This is a genomic window from Cohnella phaseoli (assembly GCF_003386235.1).
In the GTDB taxonomy this organism is placed as follows: domain Bacteria; phylum Bacillota; class Bacilli; order Paenibacillales; family Paenibacillaceae; genus Cohnella; species Cohnella phaseoli.
Genome location: NZ_QRDZ01000054.1, coordinates 22,322 through 39,725, shown reverse-complemented (window position 1 = coordinate 39,725; position 17,404 = coordinate 22,322). Strand labels below are relative to the sequence as shown.

The window sequence follows — 17,404 nt, the reverse complement described above, 5'->3', positions numbered from 1 at the left end:
TCTGCAACTCCAGAATACAAAAAAATCACCAAAGGCGAACGGATTTCATTCCGTTTTGTGCCTTGAGCGTAGCGAAAGGAATGGGCATAACCATGACAGAGAAATATCGGAATTACTTGGCCGGATACGCATTCCTGCTCCCCTGGCTAATCGGATTTTTCGCCCTGACGCTCGGTCCGATCGTCGCCTCGTTTTATTTGTCCTTTACGCGGTACGACCTGCTGACGAGCCCGCAGTGGATCGGGACGAAAAACTACGTCGACATGTTCACCGACGATTACCGGCTCAAAGACTCGATCTGGGTCACGATCAAATACGTCTTCCTGTCTGTCCCGGTCCGGCTTTCGTTCGCCCTCGCGATCGCGATGCTTCTTAACCAGGGATTGCGGCTATTGAACCTGTACCGGACGATTTATTACATCCCGTCGCTGCTCGGCGGAAGCGTCGCAATCTCGGTGCTCTGGAAGCAGGTGTTCGACAAGGAAGGCGTTTTTAACCAAGGCTTGGGATTGTTCGGAATCGACGGCCCGGCCTGGATTTCCAATCCTCACTATGCGATCTATTCGTTGATCGGCTTGTCCGTATGGCAATTCGGCGCGGTTATGATTATCTTCCTGGCCGGTCTCAAGCAGATCCCGGTGGAGCTGTACGAAGCCGCAACCGTCGACGGGGCCGGCAAATTCCGCAAATTCGCAAAAATTACGCTGCCGCTGCTCACGCCGGTTATTTTCTTTAATTTGACGATTACGCTGATCCAGTCGTTCCAGACGTTCACGAAAGCGTTCATCATCAGCGGCGGCAACGGCGGTCCGATCAACTCTACCCTGCTGTACTCGCTCTATTTGTACATTAAAGGCTTCACGTTCCTCGATATGGGCTATGCATCCGCGATGGCGTGGGTGCTGCTGCTTATTATCGCCGTATTTACCGGCCTGCTGTTCCTGTCCTCTCGCTACTGGGTCTTCTATTCGGATGGGGGGAAATAAGTAATGACGGTTCGCAACAATACGAAATCGCTGCTGCTGCACGCCTTCATTCTCGGCTTCGGCCTCTTGATGCTGTACCCGGTGCTGTGGCTCATCAGCAGCTCCTTAAAACCGACGACAATGATCTTTACGGATAAGAGCCTGTGGCCTTCCGTCATTACGTTCGAGCATTATTCCGACGGGTGGTCCGGCCTGCGCAACATTCAATTCGGAAGATTTTTTCTAAATTCGATCTTCATCTGCGTCGTCGCGATCATCGGGGTCGTCGTCAGTTCGGCGATGGCCGCCTTCGCCTTCGCGAGAATCGATTTTCCGCTGAAGAAGCTGTGGTTCGCGGTCATGCTGGGCACGATCATGCTTCCCGGCCACGTAACGCTTATTCCGCAATATATCATCTTTCATCAGGTCAACTGGGTGGATACGTTCCTTCCGCTCACCGTTCCGAAGTTTTTCGCAGAAGCATTCTACGTATTCCTGATCGTCCAGTTCATCCGCGGCATTCCGCGAGAGCTCGACGAGAGCGCGAAAATCGACGGATGCGGCTGGTTTACGCTGTTCATGCGAATTATTTTGCCGCTATGCGCTCCGGCGCTGATTACGACCGCGATCTTTACCTTCATGGGCACTTGGGACGACTTCTTCGGACAGCTCATCTACTTGAGCGATATTAAGAAGTTTACGGTTCCGCTTGGGCTTCGGCTCTTCCTCGATTCCAGCGGCAACTCGAACTGGGGCGCCGTATTCGCGATGTCAGTGCTGTCGATCGTTCCGAGCCTAATCGTCTTTTTCGCCGGTCAGAGATACTTTACGCAAGGAATCGCGACGTCCGGCCTGAAAGGGTAGAATAGAAGAACGACACCCCGAGAAAAGGAATGGAGCCTATGCGCAAGCTATTCAAATATCCGACCAAACTGTTTACGCTCATGGTGCTCTGTTTCATCGGCTTTAACGTCATTCTTCTGCTGCTGTCAGCCGGTCTCTTCTACTCCACATACTCGGATCTCGCCTATCGCGAAATCCGCGAGACGAAGAAGGAGCTGCTCGAGGAAACGTCTCAGAAGCTGTCGAATTACGTGTCCGGCATTCAGGACACTGCGCGTTTCCTGGTGACGAACGAGCTGATTCGCAGCCACCTGGCCGATTCCCCTGTCAGCTTCTACGATTTCTATTCCAAGAGCAAAAGCATTTACGAGGAATTTCAGAAGCTGCTTTCCGTCAAAACCGGCATTCATTCGATCGAGCTGTACAGCGATTGGCACGGCAGTTATTTACCGGTTCAAGACCGGTTTCTCTATCGTTATGAGGATGCGGAAGCTCAGGGCTGGCTGGAACGCATGAACAAAGCGGACGGGTTCTGGATCGCCTCCCACTCTTACGACTCGGCGGGCGGCCAGACGGAAATGGTCAGCTACGTCCAGCGCATCATCAGCAACCGCGGACAATCGCTCGGCATCGTCAAGATCAACATTCCGGACCGAATGCTGTTCAATACGCTGTCCAAGCGCCTGCTCTCTCCAAATAACGAAGACTACTACGTCATCATGGATTCTACCGGCAATTACATTTCCTCGACGCTGCCTCCCGACTTTCCGATCCGGTTCGGAGCGGACATTGAGCGCAAGGAGGATTTCGCCAAGCTGCTCGGAGACGCTTCGCTGCCGATGAACGGCGAGATCGACGGACGCAAGTACAACCTGATCGCTTCGGACAAAAATTCGGAATATTGGCGATTGATGCAGTTGATTCCGCGCGACGTCTTTCTCGAAAGCGGACGGGAAATCCGGCAGCTGTCGTTCTGGCTGCTCGCCGCGTTGATCCTTCTCTCCGTTCCGATCGCCTTTTGGATTTCGAAAAAGCTGACCTCCCCCATCTATCGAATCGTCGATGGGATGCATACGCTCGAGAAAGGCGATTTTAACGTGCGGATGGGCGCTTCGAGCATTCAGGAATACATGTATTTGTCCACGCATTTCAACCGCATGGTTCTGCGGCTGAAGCAGCTGATCGGCCGCTTGAACAAGGAGCACCGCGACCGACGGGAAGCCGAGCTGCGGCTGCTGCACGCGCAGATCAAGCCGCATTTTCTGTACAATACGCTCGATATGATCCACTGGCGGGCGATGGATTACAAAGCGCACGAAATCAGCCAAATGGTGCATCAGCTATCCCGGCTGTTCCGCATCGGACTGAGCAATGACAAGTGGTACGTCACCGTCAAGGACGAGCTGGATCACGCCCGCTGCTATATAGCGATCCAGAAATTCCGGCAAAACTTCGACATCGTCTACTCCGAGCACGCAGAACCGGATCTGTTCGCCTGTCTGATTCCGAAAATCGTGATTCAGCCTTTTCTGGAGAACGCCGTTATTCACGGCTTCGGCAGCCGCGCGGATTGCGCCGTCATCGAGGTCCACGTCGAAGCCGAGCAGACGGACGGTTTCCCTTCGCTGCTCATTTCCATTCTCGACAACGGTGTCGGATTTCCTCCTGATTTCGACATCGGGAATGCCAAAGGCATAGGCATCCGCAACGTCATCGACCGGATTCATCTCTATTGCGGGCGATCCTACGGCGTCGAGATCGATCGGCTCGACTCGGGCCAGACCCGGGTATCGCTGCGCCTGCCGCTCATTCGCGACGAAGAGGAGCTTAATCAACTAACGAGGAGTCTTGCGGATGAATACGATTCTCTTGGTGGATGACGACCAATACGTCATCGACGGTCTGCTGAAACACGTGCCATGGGAAGACATGGGCGTTCGTATCGTCGGAACGGCCGGAGACGGCGCTCAAGCTCTTGAACTGTTCCGGGAACGCATGCCGGACATCGTCATTACCGATATTTATATGCCGAAGATGGACGGATTCCAGCTGACCGAGGCGATTCATGAGATCGATCCCGAATTTCCGGTCGTCATCCTGAGCGGCTTCGACGATTATGCCAATGCTAGAAAAGCGGTAACCAAAGGCATTCAGCATTTTCTGTTGAAGCCTCCCAGCATTTCCGAGATTGAGTTCGTCGTTCGCGAGGTCGTGCAGCAGCTCAACGAGTCCAAGGAACGGGACGAGCTGCTGGCCAGCTACGTCCGGCAGCAGGACATCGTGCAGCGCTCGATGAGAGAGCTTTTTTTCCGCGATCTGCTAACGACGCGTTACCGGCGCGAGGAGCTTCCCTGGCAGCGCATCGCATTTATGGAGCTGCCTCTGGAGATAGACGTGCAGGCGCTGACGCTCAGCCTCATTCGTACGGAAGGCCGAACGCGCACGAGTGAGCGAGACTGGCAGCTGCTTCGCTTCGGAACCGGCAACATTATCCGCGAGGTTCTGGACAAACGGCTGGAAGCTTGCCCCGACCTTGCCGCCGAGGTGGTCGCTTACTCCGATAAAGACTTCGTCGTTCTCTTCCTCAGCGCAGCGCAGTTAGGCGATGCCGCAAGCGCGAACATTATGGAGGCGTCGACGGCGATCGTCGACAGCGTGCTGCAATATATGAAAATCTCGATGCTTGGCGGCCTGGGAAAGTCGTGGACCGGCTACGAGCACATCCTCGACTCGTTCCTGGAAAGCCAGTCGGCCATCGAAACGGCGGAAATGAACGATTGGAACCGCATCTACCGATTCGCGGAAAAAACGGATCCCGAGGAAGGGCGGCTTATGCCGCTCGACCTGATCCGCAAGCTGAACGACGCCATCTTCCAGAAGCGACTGCAGGACGCGGCCGATCTATGGCAGGAGCTGAAGGCGGATCGCGCATTCGTCTCCTCCTCTCTTCCCGGGCTTAAAGGCGTCTGTGCCGGACTCATCAGCGCCTGGTGGACATCCGCCTGGTCGACGGCTGCGCATGCGGCCGACGACGGAGCCGAGACCGGCTTGGAGGAGCTGCTCGTCTCTCTCAACCGTAGCGCTACGGCCAAAGGGCTGATCGACTGGATGGACGAGCAGATGTCGCGCGCCATTGCGCAGATCAAGGAAAATTTGCAGGGCAAAAAGAGCCATGCGCTAATCGACCGCGTCATCGGCGATTTTATCGAGAAATGCTACCACCAGAACATTACGCTGGAAGAAATCGCGGCCAAGATCCACGTCAACCGCAACTATTTAAGCCAACTGTTCAAGAAAATCACCGGCGAGCCGTTCGTCACCTACTTCAATAAGTACCGCATCGAGAAGGCGAAAGAACTGCTGTCGACCGGCCAGTATATGGTTTACGAAATCAGCGAGATGGTCGGCTTTCAGAATTCGACCTATTTCAGTCAAGTGTTCAAATCCATCACCGGCATCAGCCCATCGGAATATAAGCGCTGATCCGATTTCCATAAACGAGGTGTCTACCGCAATGGATCTATTACTGGAACGGCTTCGTTCCATTGATCTGCTTCGCCAGGCCGGCGGGCTCGCCAATGAATCCGGCCGCGACTTCCTGACGGAATTCGCCCGGTCCGGCGTCAAGTTCGCCGCTTCTGGAGGAACGCTCGAGAACGCGTATTACTCCGCCGTCTACAAGCTGCCCGACTGCGTGTCGCGCGGGTCGAACGGCTCCTTGACGCTGCAGGAAGGCGGCGTGTACAAAGGCTGCTGGCTCGAAAGCACAGGAACGATCAACGCCGAGCTGCTGTCGCGATTCGTCCCTTCCGTATCGCGTGCGACCTATGAGCAGTTCGCCGACCATCAGCGCGAGGATGGGCTTATTCCTTACAAAATCGCGGAAGATCAGCCTGTGTTTAGGCAAATTCAGCTCGTATCGCCGCCGGCAAGAAGCATATGGAACTATTATTTGTCGAACGGCAAAGACCGGGGATTTCTGGAGAAAATGTATGCGGCTCTGAATCGATACGACGAGTGGCTGGAGAAGTATCGCAACACGCGCGGCACCGGCTGTGTCGAGGCGTTCTGCGCCTTCGACACCGGCCACGACCTGTCCCCGCGGTTCTGGCACGTGGCCGACACGCCGCACCGCGGAGATCCGACGCAGGTAGATCCGGATTCGCCGCTCGCCCCCTATCTCGCCCCGGATTTGACGGCTAGCGTTTATTGCTCGCGCAAGTATCTTGCGCTTATGGCCCGGGAGCTTGGACTTGACGCCCCGTGGGAGGAACGGGCAGAGCAGTCGCTGCGCGCATTGTTCCGACACTGCTACGACGGCAGCGACGGGTTCTTCTACGACCGGGACAAGCACGATCGCTTCGTGCGGCTTCAATCCGACGTGCTGCTCAGAGTGCTGGCCTGCGAGGTCGGCGACTCCTCGTTATTCGCGTCGAGCTTGAGCCGATACTTGCTAAATACGCGCAAGTTTTTCGCCAAATATCCGTTTACTTCAATTGCGATGGACGATCCGCGCTTCGACCCGCACTCGGCCCACAACACCTGGGCGGGCGCGACGAATTTTCTCAGCCTGATCCGCGCCCCGCATGCTTTCGAGCATCACGACAGGCACGTCGAGCTGACTTGGGCGATGCAGCCGATTTTGTCGGCGCTGTCGCGCATGACCAGATTCGGGCAAGTGCTCAGTCCCTGGACGGGTGAAGAAGGCTATACGGAAAGCTACTCCCCCGCCCTGCTCTGCATGCTGGATTTCGTCGAACGGCTTTGCGGCATTTTGCCGGCTCCCGATGGCGAAGTCTGGTTCACCGGGCTGCTGCCTTATCCGCTCGATCATGGAATTTCGCTGGCGGAACGGACGGCGTACGCTCGCACAATCGACGGAATTGCCTACGAACTGCTCAATTCGACCGAGGAATGTACGATTCTCGCGGACGGACGCGAGCTCGCCCGATTCCCTTACGGCGTCCGGATCGTCACAGATCGCGCCGGCCAGCTCCGGGCCATCGTCGGCATGACGCTGCGCCCGGTTCGCGGACGGCTGCTGTGGAACGGCCAAGAGTACGCGTTCCGCGTCGAAGGCAATGAGAGATTGGGCTTCCGCGGCAACGAGGCCGGATTCGTTCCGGAATCGAATCCCGGCGTCGTTATTCCCGCTTACGAGTAGCAGCTTGCCATGCAGTTCGAGGCTTCGCACGCTCTGCCGAGGCACTTTTTTGGTCTCCAGCTCATCGCGCCGGCTCTGCCGAGGCACTTTTTTGGCCTTTGGCACGCCATGCCGGCTCCGTCGAGGCACTTTTTCGGCCTAAGCCACGCTTCACACCGTTATCAACAATCGTATATTTTGCCGTTACAAGTAGATCGAGTCTAATTAAGTGGACCAATATTAGCGGTGGGGCTGAAGTAACCTGCCATCCATGAGAGGAGAAGCGACTGACCGATGCAGACGCTTAAAAAGGAACAAATTCAGATGAGAGACCCGTTCGTGCTGCGACATGAGCCGGAAGGCTGCTATTATTTGTACGGATCGACCGATCCGGATATTTGGAAAAGTAAAGGAATCGGCTTCGACGTTTATCGCAGCAAGGACCTTGAGCATTGGGAAGGCCCGTTCCCGGCTTTCCGCCCGGAGGCGAACTTCTGGTCGGACAAGAACTACTGGGCTCCCGAAGTCCATGCCTACAGCGGCAAATACTACATGTTCGCTACATTCAAGACAGACGGAGTTTGCCGGGGCACGCAGGTGCTGATTGCCGACCATCCGCTCGGCCCCTTCGTTCCGCACAGCGACGGACCGGTGACGCCCCGGGATTGGGAATGCTTAGACGGCACTTTGTATGTGGACGGTCAAGGCGAGCCGTGGATGATCTTCTGCCATGAGTGGGTGCAGATCGTAAATGGAACGATCTGCGCGATCCGTCTGTCGCCTGGACTGGATAAAGCGATCGGACAGCCGATCGAGCTGTTCGCCGCGCGCGACGCCGCTTGGGTCGAACCTGTCAAAAACGGGCTCGGCTACGTCACCGACGGGCCGTTCGTCCACCGCTGCGCTGACGGCACGCTGCTCTTGCTCTGGTCGAGCTTCCGCGGCGGCCGGTACGCTCAGGCGATCGCGCGCTCCGCGAACGGCGAAATCGACGGGCATTGGGAGCATTTGCCCGAGCCGATCTACGAAAGCGACGGCGGACACGGCATGATTTTCCGTACGTTCGGCGGCGAGCTGCTGCTGGCGCTTCATACGCCGAACAAGACGCCGCTGGAACGAGCGGTCTTCCTTCCGCTTGTTGAGCAAGACGGCCGGCTCAAGCTCGCCGAGTAATGGGGACTGTCCCATAAGAAAAGTCGTACAAGATGATCGATGATAAAGAAGAAGCATCTATCTCCTGGAGACGGTCCGCCTCGGAAGGAGATAGATGCGCCTTATGACCGCCTATCGATCATCGTTCGGCACGACTTTTCATAAGCGGTCCCTTCCTTCCCGGAAATGAGTGCTCTATGAATCCGACCTTGCCAGTCCGCGATAACGAATCGCGCACCCGTATTGCTCCGCCGAAGCCACCCAGAGGCAGTCCTCCTGCGGGGAGTAGGCGATGAGAGAAATGTGATGGATGTTGGCCCACTCCGAATCGACCTCCCGCTGCCCGGCGTTGTCTTTGACAACTCGAGGCCGCCCCAGATCGGCGAAGCCTCCGGCCGGCGAGAAGCGGAAGACGTGGCCAGCATCTGCGGAGCCGCCGTATACGCCAAGCACGACATCGTCTCCGGCAAGCACAAAATTTCGCAGCGCCCCGGCCGAATAAAGCCGGCCGTACCCCGTCGACCGCCGCAAATCGGGTGTCAGCGCGAATAACATCCCGTCCCGCGTGCCTCCAACGAAGGTTCCATCCGTCAGCAGAACGCCGCCGGTCAGCGTTGCCGCGAACCCTCTCCCCCGAATCGACGGCGCCGCGACGCCCAGCTTTTCCGCGCGTCCCGTCGTACGGTCGTACTTGAGCAGTCGGGTTCCCGTTCCGGAGAGCAGCCAATAACGCTCGTCCAATCTCTGAAGATGGGCGTCGGACGTATGCAGCCGAATGCCGTCCAGCCGGGACGCCGTTCCTGTTCCGCAATTCAGCTCGTAGACGAAGCCATCCCGGTCGCTGGCGGCGATCGCCCTTCCCTCCAACGCGAAATGCAGCCGCCCCCCCGTCAGATCGCCGGGAAGATCAACCTTCACCGCCTCCCCAACCACCGGATCGAGCAGCAGAAGACGGCCGTCCGTCGTCAACACCGCCGTTTGGCCGTCCGCCAAATCCGCGCCCGAGAGGAAGCCGCCTCCCTCGTACAGCGTCTCGACCTTCTCCGGCATGTCGCCATCCGACCCGCAAATAATTCGACATACCCGCTCGCCGCCCGTGATTCCGTAAAGCTTGCCGCCGGATAAGCGCATATAGCCGACGGCCGTATCCTTCCAGCGCATATGACGGTGCAGCGGCAGTGTCCGGGTCGACTCGGCTTCGATGTGCATGAAGGCGTCGTCGTCCGCGTTCATGTGCATATCCGGCTCCGCGATCGCACGGATGTCCGCCGCCGGGGCCTCTTCGCCTGGGGCGCTCAGCCTGGCGACGTCAACCGCCAGAATATAAGGCGAGTAAGCGCCGCACACGTCGACCAGGTGCAGCCAGCCGTCGCAGTCGAACTCCATCTCGCAAACATAATGCGATTGCTTGCCGTCCGGAGCGATCAGACCCAGATTTTCCGGCTCTCCGCCGCGAAGAATGTCCCAGCGCACGAGCCGCATCAGATCTGCGCCGTGATACGTTTCCAGCCCGTAATACAGAACGAAATCCTTGTCCGCTGCCAGTCCGCCGATCGCATGTCTCAGATAAGGATTGCGAGGCTGCTCCGGTCGCAGATGCACGCTGCCGTGACGGGTGACCTCCAGCGTCTCCGGATGAAGCTCCAGCATCTCGCCGTCCACGTTGTTGGTCAGAAACAACGTGCCGCGCGGGGAGTTCAAGCCGAAAATAAGCGCCCGCCGGTATTTCGTGCCATGCGGGGACATAAAGCAAACTTTCAAATCCTCGATCTCGTCCTTCCCGGGATCGTAGCGCCACAGCTCGCCTGTATACGCGCTTCCGTAGATGCGGCCCTTCCCGTCCTTGATCAGCCGGCACGAGGCGAATTCCGACACCTTGCCATAGTCCTTGACCTCGTTCGTCTCCAGATTCAACCGGTAAAAATGGCCTCTCATATATCCGAGAAAGTAGTAGTAGCGCTGATCGTCGCCAAGAATGCCCCCGTAAATGCTCTCCCGCGGTACGGGGATGCCGAGCGTCCGCGATCGGCGCGTATCGGGATCGACGATCAGGACGACGGATCCCGGGTAGCCTTCCCACGGATGCTCGTAATGCTGCTCGAACAGCCATTGCTGGTGCCCGGGAGCCGGGGACGTATTGTGCGTCGCCATAATAAGGCGGCCGTCCGACAGGAAGTCGAGGCTCGTATGGATTTTGCTCGGCGGCATTTGCCGCGGATCGACGATCCAGCTTTTCTCCACGTCGAGAATCAAGCTTAACCCGCCGCTTCTCGGGTCGTATTCGTACAGAAGAGCGCTGAGCGGAAGGTCGCTCTCTCCGCACACGCTGACATAAAACCGGCCGTCCGGCGAACGCCGGAAATCCCATGCCGCGTTATGTCCTTTATCGTTGGGCAACTGCACGAATCTCGTATGTTCCGGCGGGAGTCCCGCCAGCAAATTCGCTGTCATTTCCGTTCCTCCGGCGGGGATCGCCCCAGCGAGGGCTTAGCCCTTGATGCCGCTGGTGGCGATGCCTTTAATAAAGTATTGTTGCGAAAACATAAACAAAAGAACGACGGGAATGAGCGCCAGCGAGGATGCGGCCATCTGCAGCGCATAATTTTGCGACTTCATCTCCTGAAACATTGCAATGCCGACCGTCAACATCTGCTTATCCATATTCGTAATGAAGATGAACGGATTCGTAAAGTCATTCCAGGACCAGACGAAGGAAAACAGGATCATCGTCATGAGCGCCGGCTTGGCCAGCGGCAGAATGATCCGGTAGAACACTCGGAAATGCCCGCATCCGTCGATGATCGCGGCTTCCGTAAGCTCGAACGGAATCGATAGGAAGAACTGCCGCAGCAGAAACACGAAGTACACGTCGAATGCCGCCGGCAGAGCAATCGCCCAGACCGTATCGGTCAAATGCAGCACCTTGTAGATGACGTAGCGCTGAATGATCGTCGCATCGCCGGGAAGCATGAGCGCGGCCAGAAACAACAGGAAAATCATATCTCTTCCGCGAAATCTGAGCCTAGCGAACGCATAGGCGGTAATCGAGACGATCGCACACTTGAGCGCAAGCGTCAGCACGACCATTACGGCAGAATTCTGGTACCACAAGGCGAATTTGTACTGCTCGCCGAAAATGCCCTTGTAGTTGTCCCAAATAAACGGCTCCGGAACGAGCCGGAACGGGTACTCGAAAATTTTGCCGAGCGGCTTGAAGGACGAGGACAGCATAAAAATAAACGGAAACAAATTAACGATGCCGAGTAGTGCGGCAAGCGACGTTACGATGATTTTGCGCATTGGCAAGCCTCCGTCAGGAATAAGTAACCCATTTTTTCTGTCCGCGCCATTGGATGACCGTGATGGCCAAAATCATCACAAACATGACGATCGCTTGCGCCGTACTGTAGCCGATGCGGTAATGGACGAACGATTCCTGATAAATGTTGACGGACAGCGTCGTGGAAGCCGCCCCCGGCCCGCCCTTGGTCAGCACCTGGATCGGTCCGAAATTCTGGAACGAATTGATGATGGCCGTAATCGTAAGCAGGAAGGTCGTTGGGGAAATCAGCGGCAGCGTAATGCGGCGGAACTTCGCGAACCCCCCCGCTCCGTCAATCATCGCCGCCTCGTACAGCTCGTTCGGAACGTTCTGCAAGGCGGCTAGAAATACGATCATGAAGAAGCCGATATTTTGCCAGACAACGATCATGACGATGCTCGGAATAGCCGTTTTCTCCCCAAGCAGCCATAGCGGCGGATTTTCCACGCCAAGTGCTCTCAACAGCGCGTTCACCGGGCCGTCGTTCACGTCGAGCAACAGCGCCCACACTACCGCGATCGCGACCATGTTGGACACGTAAGGCATGAAGATCGCCGTGCGGATCGAGCTCCGCAAATACAGATTCCGGTTGATGAGGAACGCGAAAAACAGGCTGGCCGCGATCACCCCCGGCACGAACAGAAAGCAATAATAGATCGTCCTCCACAGGGCTCCCGTAAACTGCTCGTCGCCAGCCATAGAGATGAAATTTTGCAGTCCGACGAATTTGACCCCCGACAAATTGCTGATAAAGCTCAGATTCGTTAAGCTGATCGCGACGGACGACAGCAGCGGCGCCAATTGAAAGACGATAAAGCCGATAGTGAAGGGCAGAATAAAGCCGTATCCGATCCATTGTTCCTGCCGCCTAAGCGAATGCGAACGCGCCAATGCCGCTTTTTTCATGGGGCGGATTGATCCTCGGCGATCGCCTTGTCGGCTTTCTCCTTCAGTTCCTTCATCGTCTGCTCAAGCGTCCGCTGCTTGGTGGCGTACAGCTCGCCTTCCGACGAAATAAGCGACGTGATCTGGGTCATGCCGGGACCGACGAGTTTTTCGCTCACGATATCGAGCGACGGACTCAGAATGGCGTCCTTCAGCTCTTCGACCGTAATTCCGTCGTCCGCCAGGCCTTCGACCATCGGCTGGAAAATAGAGTTGATCTCCTCATCGCTCAGATCGACCCGGGCAGGAATGTTTCCGGGAAGCGTCCACTGCAGCTCCGCGAGCGCTTTGACCGCTTCATAGGCCTCCTTCTTGTGCTTGGACGTCGAAGCTACGGAGTAGCCGCCCATGATGCCCATGACGGCTTTGCCGCCTTCGTCCACCTGAGGCATGATGGCCACGCCCATTTTCCAATCGCGGGGATACTGCTTTTTGTCCATGGCGCTCTGTACCGCCCAGTTGCCGACGACGAACATGCCGTAATTGTCTGTCGTCAGGAAGGCGTCCCATGGCATTTTCTTTGACTTGAACGTGATGAAGTCGGGCTGAACCTTCAGCTCGTTGCCGAGATCGGCATAAAACTTCATCGACTCCGCAAACGCCGGATCGTCGTAGTTGGAAGTACCGTCCGGCTTGTATTCCGGAACCTTCTTCTGCCGTGCCTGCAACAGGAAGTAGTTGTCCCAGTCCAGCATATAGGAGCCGTATACGCCCTTGCCCAGCTTCGTAATCTCCTTCGCTGCCTCGACGTATTTGTCCCACGTCCAGGTGGCGTTGTCCGGATACGGAACGTCTGCGGCGTCAAACAGCCCTTTGTTGTACATCGTCACATGCACGTCCCGGAACGCCGGAAGCATATAGATTTTATCGTTGTACTTCGATAGGCTGCTTCCGTAGATGGAGGCGATGTCGTAGCCTTCCCCGGCAATCAGCTCGTCAAGCGGCTCGATCAGGTTCGCCGTGGCGAACTTCTGGTACGTCGTCGCGTTCTGGTACAGCACGTCCATCTCGTCCCCGGCCATCAGGCTGATCGTCATCTTCTTGTTGAATTCGACGCCTTCCCCCGGAATAACGAACGGTTCAAGCTTCACGTTGCCCAGCTTTTTCTCGACGAGCGCCATCAAATCCTTCGTGCTCTGTCTACTCGCCTGGTCGGCCGACAAGGCGTATTTCAGGACGACGACCTCCTTGGCGTCCGCCGGCTTCGATCCGCTTGCCGAGGCTTGCGGCGTCCCGGATATTCCCCCGCTTGCCGAAGGCTCTGAATTCGTGCCGCAGCCCGCGGTCAGGGCGACGGTCAGGACGCCCGCAAAGAGCAGGCCTGCGCTTCTTCTGATTGCCATCATGTTCTGTAACCTCCCGGATAGTTTGTCGATGCGAGTCCGACAATTGAATTGTAGGTCACATCGCGCCTCGACCATATGAACTTGTTTTACCGCTTGTTTGCATTTTGATCGCTTGTTAAGCGCTTTCGGGGTTTCCCAGCACCAAAAGCGCAGAGTGAACTGCGCTTCTGTGCCGCCGGACTTGTAAATTTGATTACTCTTAAGGGATCTCCCGATGGTTTTTCTTGTACTCTCCCGGCGACATGCGGTAGTACTGCTTAAACGCGCGGGTAAAATAAAAAATATCGTTGTAGCCTACGTCCGTCGCAATATCCGCAACCTTCTTGTCGGTGGCCAGTAACTGCTCGCGTGCCTGCTCCATTCTCGTTCGGATCAGGAAATCCTGGAACGCCTCCCCCGTCTCCTGCTTGAACAGGCGGCTGAAATAGCTTTTGTTCATCGCGACACGGCGCGCCATCTCCTCGAGCGACACCCGCTGCCGGTAATGCTCCTTTACGTATGCGATTACTTTGACAATTTCGTCCCGCGGGCTCTGCTGACCTGCATGGTTCTCGAGCAGCCGCTCGCCTTGTCGGGCGAAGCCGAGGGCGGTCCGCTTCAGCTCCGCAAAATCCTCCGCTTCCTCCAGCCGGACGGCAATCGCCGTGTCGATCGGAGTGCCTTCTTTGTCGCCGAGTTTGACCGCAAGTCCGTCTTGCAGCGCTCCGGCCAACGCGGCGATATGCCGCTTGGCCAGCAGCGGATCGATCCGCCGCTCCCGCGTTTCGTCGACGAACGCCTCCAGGCACGCCGCCGCCCTCGCTCCATCGCCCAGTCCGACGAACAGCTTCAGGCGGCTTTTCGCCGCGCGGTAAGCTTCGGCGATGGCGCCGTCCGGAAAGACCGCCTGCCCTTGGCGCAACACGCCCCCCACCTGCTCGTAGAACGCTTCCAGCTTCAGCTTGTCCAGCGACGCCAGCGCCTCTTGAAGCGAGCCGTGCCCGGCGAACGGCGCGCCGCATACGACATTCGCTTCGATGCTCAAATAGTCGCGCAGCGCCCGGCGCACCCTCTCCGCCAAGTCGGCGACGCGACTCCCGTCGGGAGGCTCCCTCCAGCTGACGATCATCGCGTACGCTCCGGGAGAATGCTCCACGATCTTGCCGCCGGATTGATGATTGATCAATTCGTCGACGACGTTCAGAATCGTAAATTCCAGCAGACGGCGATCGGATTGAAAACGGCCCTCCAGCAGCTCGCGGTAATCTCTCAGCAGGAGCAGCAGGATGACCCCGCGCATGTCGTACAGCTTCAGTCCGAGCGCATCTATCGTCGCCTTCAGCGACTCCGGCGTACCGTCGTGCCCGACGAGGTCCAAATAGTATTTTCTCTCGATGACCGTCCGGTGCTCGCGAATCGTTTGGTCGATCGCCCTCCTGCGATCCGCGGCGGTGCGCTCCCCGTCCAGCTTCTCGCACACCTGTTCGAGCGCCTCCAGCAGCTTGTCGCTTTCGATCGTCACCTTCAGGAAATAGTCGACCGCGCCAAGCTTCATCGCCTCTTTGACCAACTCGAATTCGTCGTAGTTGCTCAGCACGAGACATTTGATCGCCGGATAAGACGAGGAGATTTCTTTGATCAGACCGATTCCGTCCATGACCGGCATCTTGATGTCGGTGATGACGATGTCGGGCGGCGTTTCGCTTATTTTCTCCAGCGCCTCCTGGCCGTTGGACGCTTCTCCGAGCAGTTCGAATCCGCGAGAGGCCCAATCGATTGACATTTTAAGTCCCATGCGCACGAAAATCTCGTCGTCCACGATCAGTATTTTATACATGTCCATCCTCCTCCGGCGTTAACGTTCGCACAGGAATGACGACCGTCATCCGCATGCCTTCTCCCGGTTCGCCTTGAATGCCTAAGGCAAATTCCGACCCGTAGTGAAGGATCAGTCTGTCGTTCACGTTAGCGATGCCGATGCCGCTGAATTTTCCCGATGACGCTCTGCGCCCCTCCGCGATTTCCTTCAGCCGCTCCGGATCGGCTCCGACGCCGTTGTCCGACACCGTGACGACGATCCGTTCGTCTTCGCGGCGGACCCGAATTCTCAGCAAGCCTTGGCGCTCCAAGCCCTCGAAGCCGTGAATGATCGAATTTTCCACGAGCGGCTGCAGGATGAGCTTGGGAATGCCGCAATCGAGCGTATCGTCGTCGATGTCGTACTCGTCCGCAAACAGCGAGGCGTAGCGAAACTTCTGGATCGTCACGTAGTTTTTGACGTTCTCGATTTCCTCGCGGACCGTAATCCATTCGTTTTTGCTCAGAATGCTGCTTTTCAGCAGATTGGCGAGCGCCACAATCACCTTGCTGACGTTGAACACTTTGCTTGCGTCGGCCAGCCAACGAATCGAGTTAAGCGTGTTGAACAGAAAATGGGGGTTGATTTGCGCATACAGCATTTTAAGCTCCAGCTCCCTCTTCGTTTTCTGCTCCTCGTTCACCTTGGAGAACAGCTCGTGAATTTGCGCGGCCATTTTGTTGAATTTGAGCGACAGCTTGCCCAGCTCGTCCTTGCGCAGCACGTCCACCCTCGTTTCCAGATGGCCTGCGGCTAACCTTTCGGTCGCCTTGTTCAAATTGGAGATCGGCTTCGAAAGGCTGCGGGCGATGAAAAAGGATAGACCGAAGAAGACGAGCAGAAACAGCGCATTGACGTAGACGAGCGAATTGCGGATCGAATAGGCGTCGGCGAACAAGACGTCGTCCGGCACCACTTGGACGACGCTCCAGCCGAGTCGATCCAAGTATTTGACGTTGACGATGACGCGGCTATCCTTCAGCTCGAAGAAGCCGGCTTTCGCCCTCTTCAATTCGTCGGCATAGGGAAGCAGCGAACCGATCTGCTCCTCGTTCGAAGAGGAAACGATATAGCCGTCCTCGTTGATTACATAGCCGCCGATTCCCTGCTCGGCCCCCAGCTCCCTCAGGATGCCCGCCAGTTCCGACTCGGGCATCCCGATGACGATGTCTCCGAGCTTTTTACCGTTGCCGAGCTCCATGTAAGCCCGCGTCAACACGATATACCGAATCGGCTGCCCCAGCGGCGCGTAGTCGATCAGATGGGACGAGCCGCTCATTTGCAAATAGTTGGCGTTGCTTGGCACCCGCTCTTCCTTAAGCAGGCCGAGCAGCGCGTCCGACGCCCCCGATTCCGGCGGAAACGTGGCGTACATGCTGCCGCTGCGGTCGATGACGGCGATAAAGTGGTTCGGATAATAGTCCAGCGTCGACGTCTGAATGTTGAAAAACTTGCTGTTCATCACGCTGCTCGTGTAGTACCGTTCTGTGGGGTCGTCCTTGCTGCTGTCGGTCAAAATGCCGGAAATTTCGTCGTCGAGCATCAGCGTATTGGAAGCGATCAGCATATCCCGAAAGACGCGCTCCACCTGAGCCGCCGCCTGAGACAGCGCCATTTCGTTGCCGATGTTCGCCTTGCTCTTCACCGAGGACTGGATTAGCCCGATGGACAGAATGCCGGAAAGTACGATCGGAAGCACGATTACAAACAGAAACGCGAACACCAACTTTCTCTGAATCGTGCCGAGGAACAGTCTCTGACACGCTTCGGCAATCCCCCTCATGCCAAGCCCTCCTATCGATTAAACAGTATTCTAGCACCGGAAATGGAATTCCGCGACAACAAACGCAA

General features: G+C 56.8%; 12 protein-coding genes. 6 read left to right on the top strand and 6 right to left on the bottom strand.

Annotated elements, in window-relative coordinates:
- The first annotated feature begins 80 nt into the window (after positions 1-80).
- The 6 genes from DFP98_RS37145 (at position 81) to DFP98_RS37120 (ending at position 8,124) form a co-directional block, all read left to right on the top strand.
- Positions 81-986, top strand: a complete 906-nt coding sequence (locus DFP98_RS37145) for a carbohydrate ABC transporter permease (protein WP_246017138.1) — start codon at positions 81-83, stop codon at positions 984-986.
- Between the two features lie 3 nt (positions 987-989).
- Positions 990-1,829: a carbohydrate ABC transporter permease gene (locus tag DFP98_RS37140; protein WP_116065694.1), complete on the top strand. Its 840-nt coding sequence runs from the start codon at positions 990-992 to the stop codon at positions 1,827-1,829.
- Positions 1,830-1,867: 38 nt separating this feature from the next.
- Entirely contained in the window at positions 1,868-3,688 is a 1,821-nt protein-coding gene (locus DFP98_RS37135; RefSeq protein WP_181918168.1) for a sensor histidine kinase, read from the top strand.
- Entirely contained in the window at positions 3,663-5,291 is a 1,629-nt protein-coding gene (locus tag DFP98_RS37130; RefSeq protein ID WP_116065692.1) for a response regulator transcription factor, read from the top strand. The genes DFP98_RS37135 and DFP98_RS37130 overlap by 26 nt, the downstream gene beginning before the upstream one ends.
- A 31-nt stretch (positions 5,292-5,322) precedes the next feature.
- Entirely contained in the window at positions 5,323-6,972 is a 1,650-nt protein-coding gene (locus DFP98_RS37125; RefSeq protein WP_116065691.1) for an MGH1-like glycoside hydrolase domain-containing protein, read from the top strand.
- Positions 6,973-7,245: 273 nt separating this feature from the next.
- Positions 7,246-8,124, top strand: a complete 879-nt coding sequence (locus DFP98_RS37120; RefSeq protein WP_116065690.1) for a glycoside hydrolase family 43 protein — start codon at positions 7,246-7,248, stop codon at positions 8,122-8,124.
- Positions 8,125-8,298: 174 nt separating this feature from the next.
- On the opposite strand, the gene DFP98_RS37115 is transcribed toward DFP98_RS37120, so the two are convergent.
- From DFP98_RS37115 to DFP98_RS37090, 6 genes are all read right to left on the bottom strand, one after another.
- Positions 8,299-10,554 carry a PQQ-binding-like beta-propeller repeat protein gene (locus DFP98_RS37115; RefSeq protein ID WP_116065689.1) on the bottom strand — a complete coding sequence of 752 codons (2,256 nt, stop codon included), beginning with the start codon at positions 10,552-10,554 and terminating at the stop codon, positions 8,299-8,301.
- 36 nt (positions 10,555-10,590) lie between these two features.
- Positions 10,591-11,403: a carbohydrate ABC transporter permease gene (locus DFP98_RS37110; protein ID WP_116065688.1), complete on the bottom strand. Its 813-nt coding sequence runs from the start codon at positions 11,401-11,403 to the stop codon at positions 10,591-10,593.
- Positions 11,404-11,416: 13 nt separating this feature from the next.
- The gene (locus DFP98_RS37105; protein ID WP_116065687.1) at positions 11,417-12,331 is read right to left on the bottom strand and encodes a carbohydrate ABC transporter permease; all 915 of its coding nucleotides are present in this window, start codon (positions 12,329-12,331) and stop codon (positions 11,417-11,419) included.
- On the bottom strand, positions 12,328-13,716 hold the full coding sequence (locus DFP98_RS37100; RefSeq protein ID WP_181918167.1) for an ABC transporter substrate-binding protein: 1,389 nt from the start codon (positions 13,714-13,716) through the stop codon (positions 12,328-12,330). Before DFP98_RS37100 ends, DFP98_RS37105 begins: the two co-directional genes overlap by 4 nt.
- Positions 13,717-13,915: 199 nt before the next feature.
- Complete coding sequence (locus DFP98_RS37095; RefSeq protein ID WP_181918166.1) at positions 13,916-15,532, bottom strand: response regulator transcription factor; 1,617 nt, start codon at positions 15,530-15,532, stop codon at positions 13,916-13,918.
- On the bottom strand, positions 15,525-17,336 hold the full coding sequence (locus tag DFP98_RS37090; protein ID WP_116065684.1) for a cache domain-containing sensor histidine kinase: 1,812 nt from the start codon (positions 17,334-17,336) through the stop codon (positions 15,525-15,527). The genes DFP98_RS37095 and DFP98_RS37090 overlap by 8 nt, the downstream gene beginning before the upstream one ends.
- Between the last annotated feature and the right edge of the window lie 68 nt (positions 17,337-17,404).

Excerpts from the sequence above, each read along its gene's own strand:
- DFP98_RS37145 (WP_246017138.1), top strand. The coding sequence starts at position 81 with ATGGGCATAACCATGACAGAGAAATATCGGAATTACTTGGCCGGATAC.
- DFP98_RS37140 (WP_116065694.1), top strand. The coding sequence starts at position 990 with ATGACGGTTCGCAACAATACGAAATCGCTGCTGCTGCACGCCTTCATT.
- DFP98_RS37135 (WP_181918168.1), top strand. The coding sequence starts at position 1,868 with ATGCGCAAGCTATTCAAATATCCGACCAAACTGTTTACGCTCATGGTG.
- DFP98_RS37130 (WP_116065692.1), top strand. The coding sequence starts at position 3,663 with ATGAATACGATTCTCTTGGTGGATGACGACCAATACGTCATCGACGGT.
- DFP98_RS37125 (WP_116065691.1), top strand. The coding sequence starts at position 5,323 with ATGGATCTATTACTGGAACGGCTTCGTTCCATTGATCTGCTTCGCCAG.
- DFP98_RS37120 (WP_116065690.1), top strand. The coding sequence starts at position 7,246 with ATGCAGACGCTTAAAAAGGAACAAATTCAGATGAGAGACCCGTTCGTG.
- DFP98_RS37115 (WP_116065689.1), bottom strand. The coding sequence starts at position 10,554 with ATGACAGCGAATTTGCTGGCGGGACTCCCGCCGGAACATACGAGATTC.
- DFP98_RS37110 (WP_116065688.1), bottom strand. The coding sequence starts at position 11,403 with ATGCGCAAAATCATCGTAACGTCGCTTGCCGCACTACTCGGCATCGTT.
- DFP98_RS37105 (WP_116065687.1), bottom strand. The coding sequence starts at position 12,331 with ATGAAAAAAGCGGCATTGGCGCGTTCGCATTCGCTTAGGCGGCAGGAA.
- DFP98_RS37100 (WP_181918167.1), bottom strand. The coding sequence starts at position 13,716 with ATGATGGCAATCAGAAGAAGCGCAGGCCTGCTCTTTGCGGGCGTCCTG.
- DFP98_RS37095 (WP_181918166.1), bottom strand. The coding sequence starts at position 15,532 with ATGTATAAAATACTGATCGTGGACGACGAGATTTTCGTGCGCATGGGA.
- DFP98_RS37090 (WP_116065684.1), bottom strand. The coding sequence starts at position 17,336 with ATGAGGGGGATTGCCGAAGCGTGTCAGAGACTGTTCCTCGGCACGATT.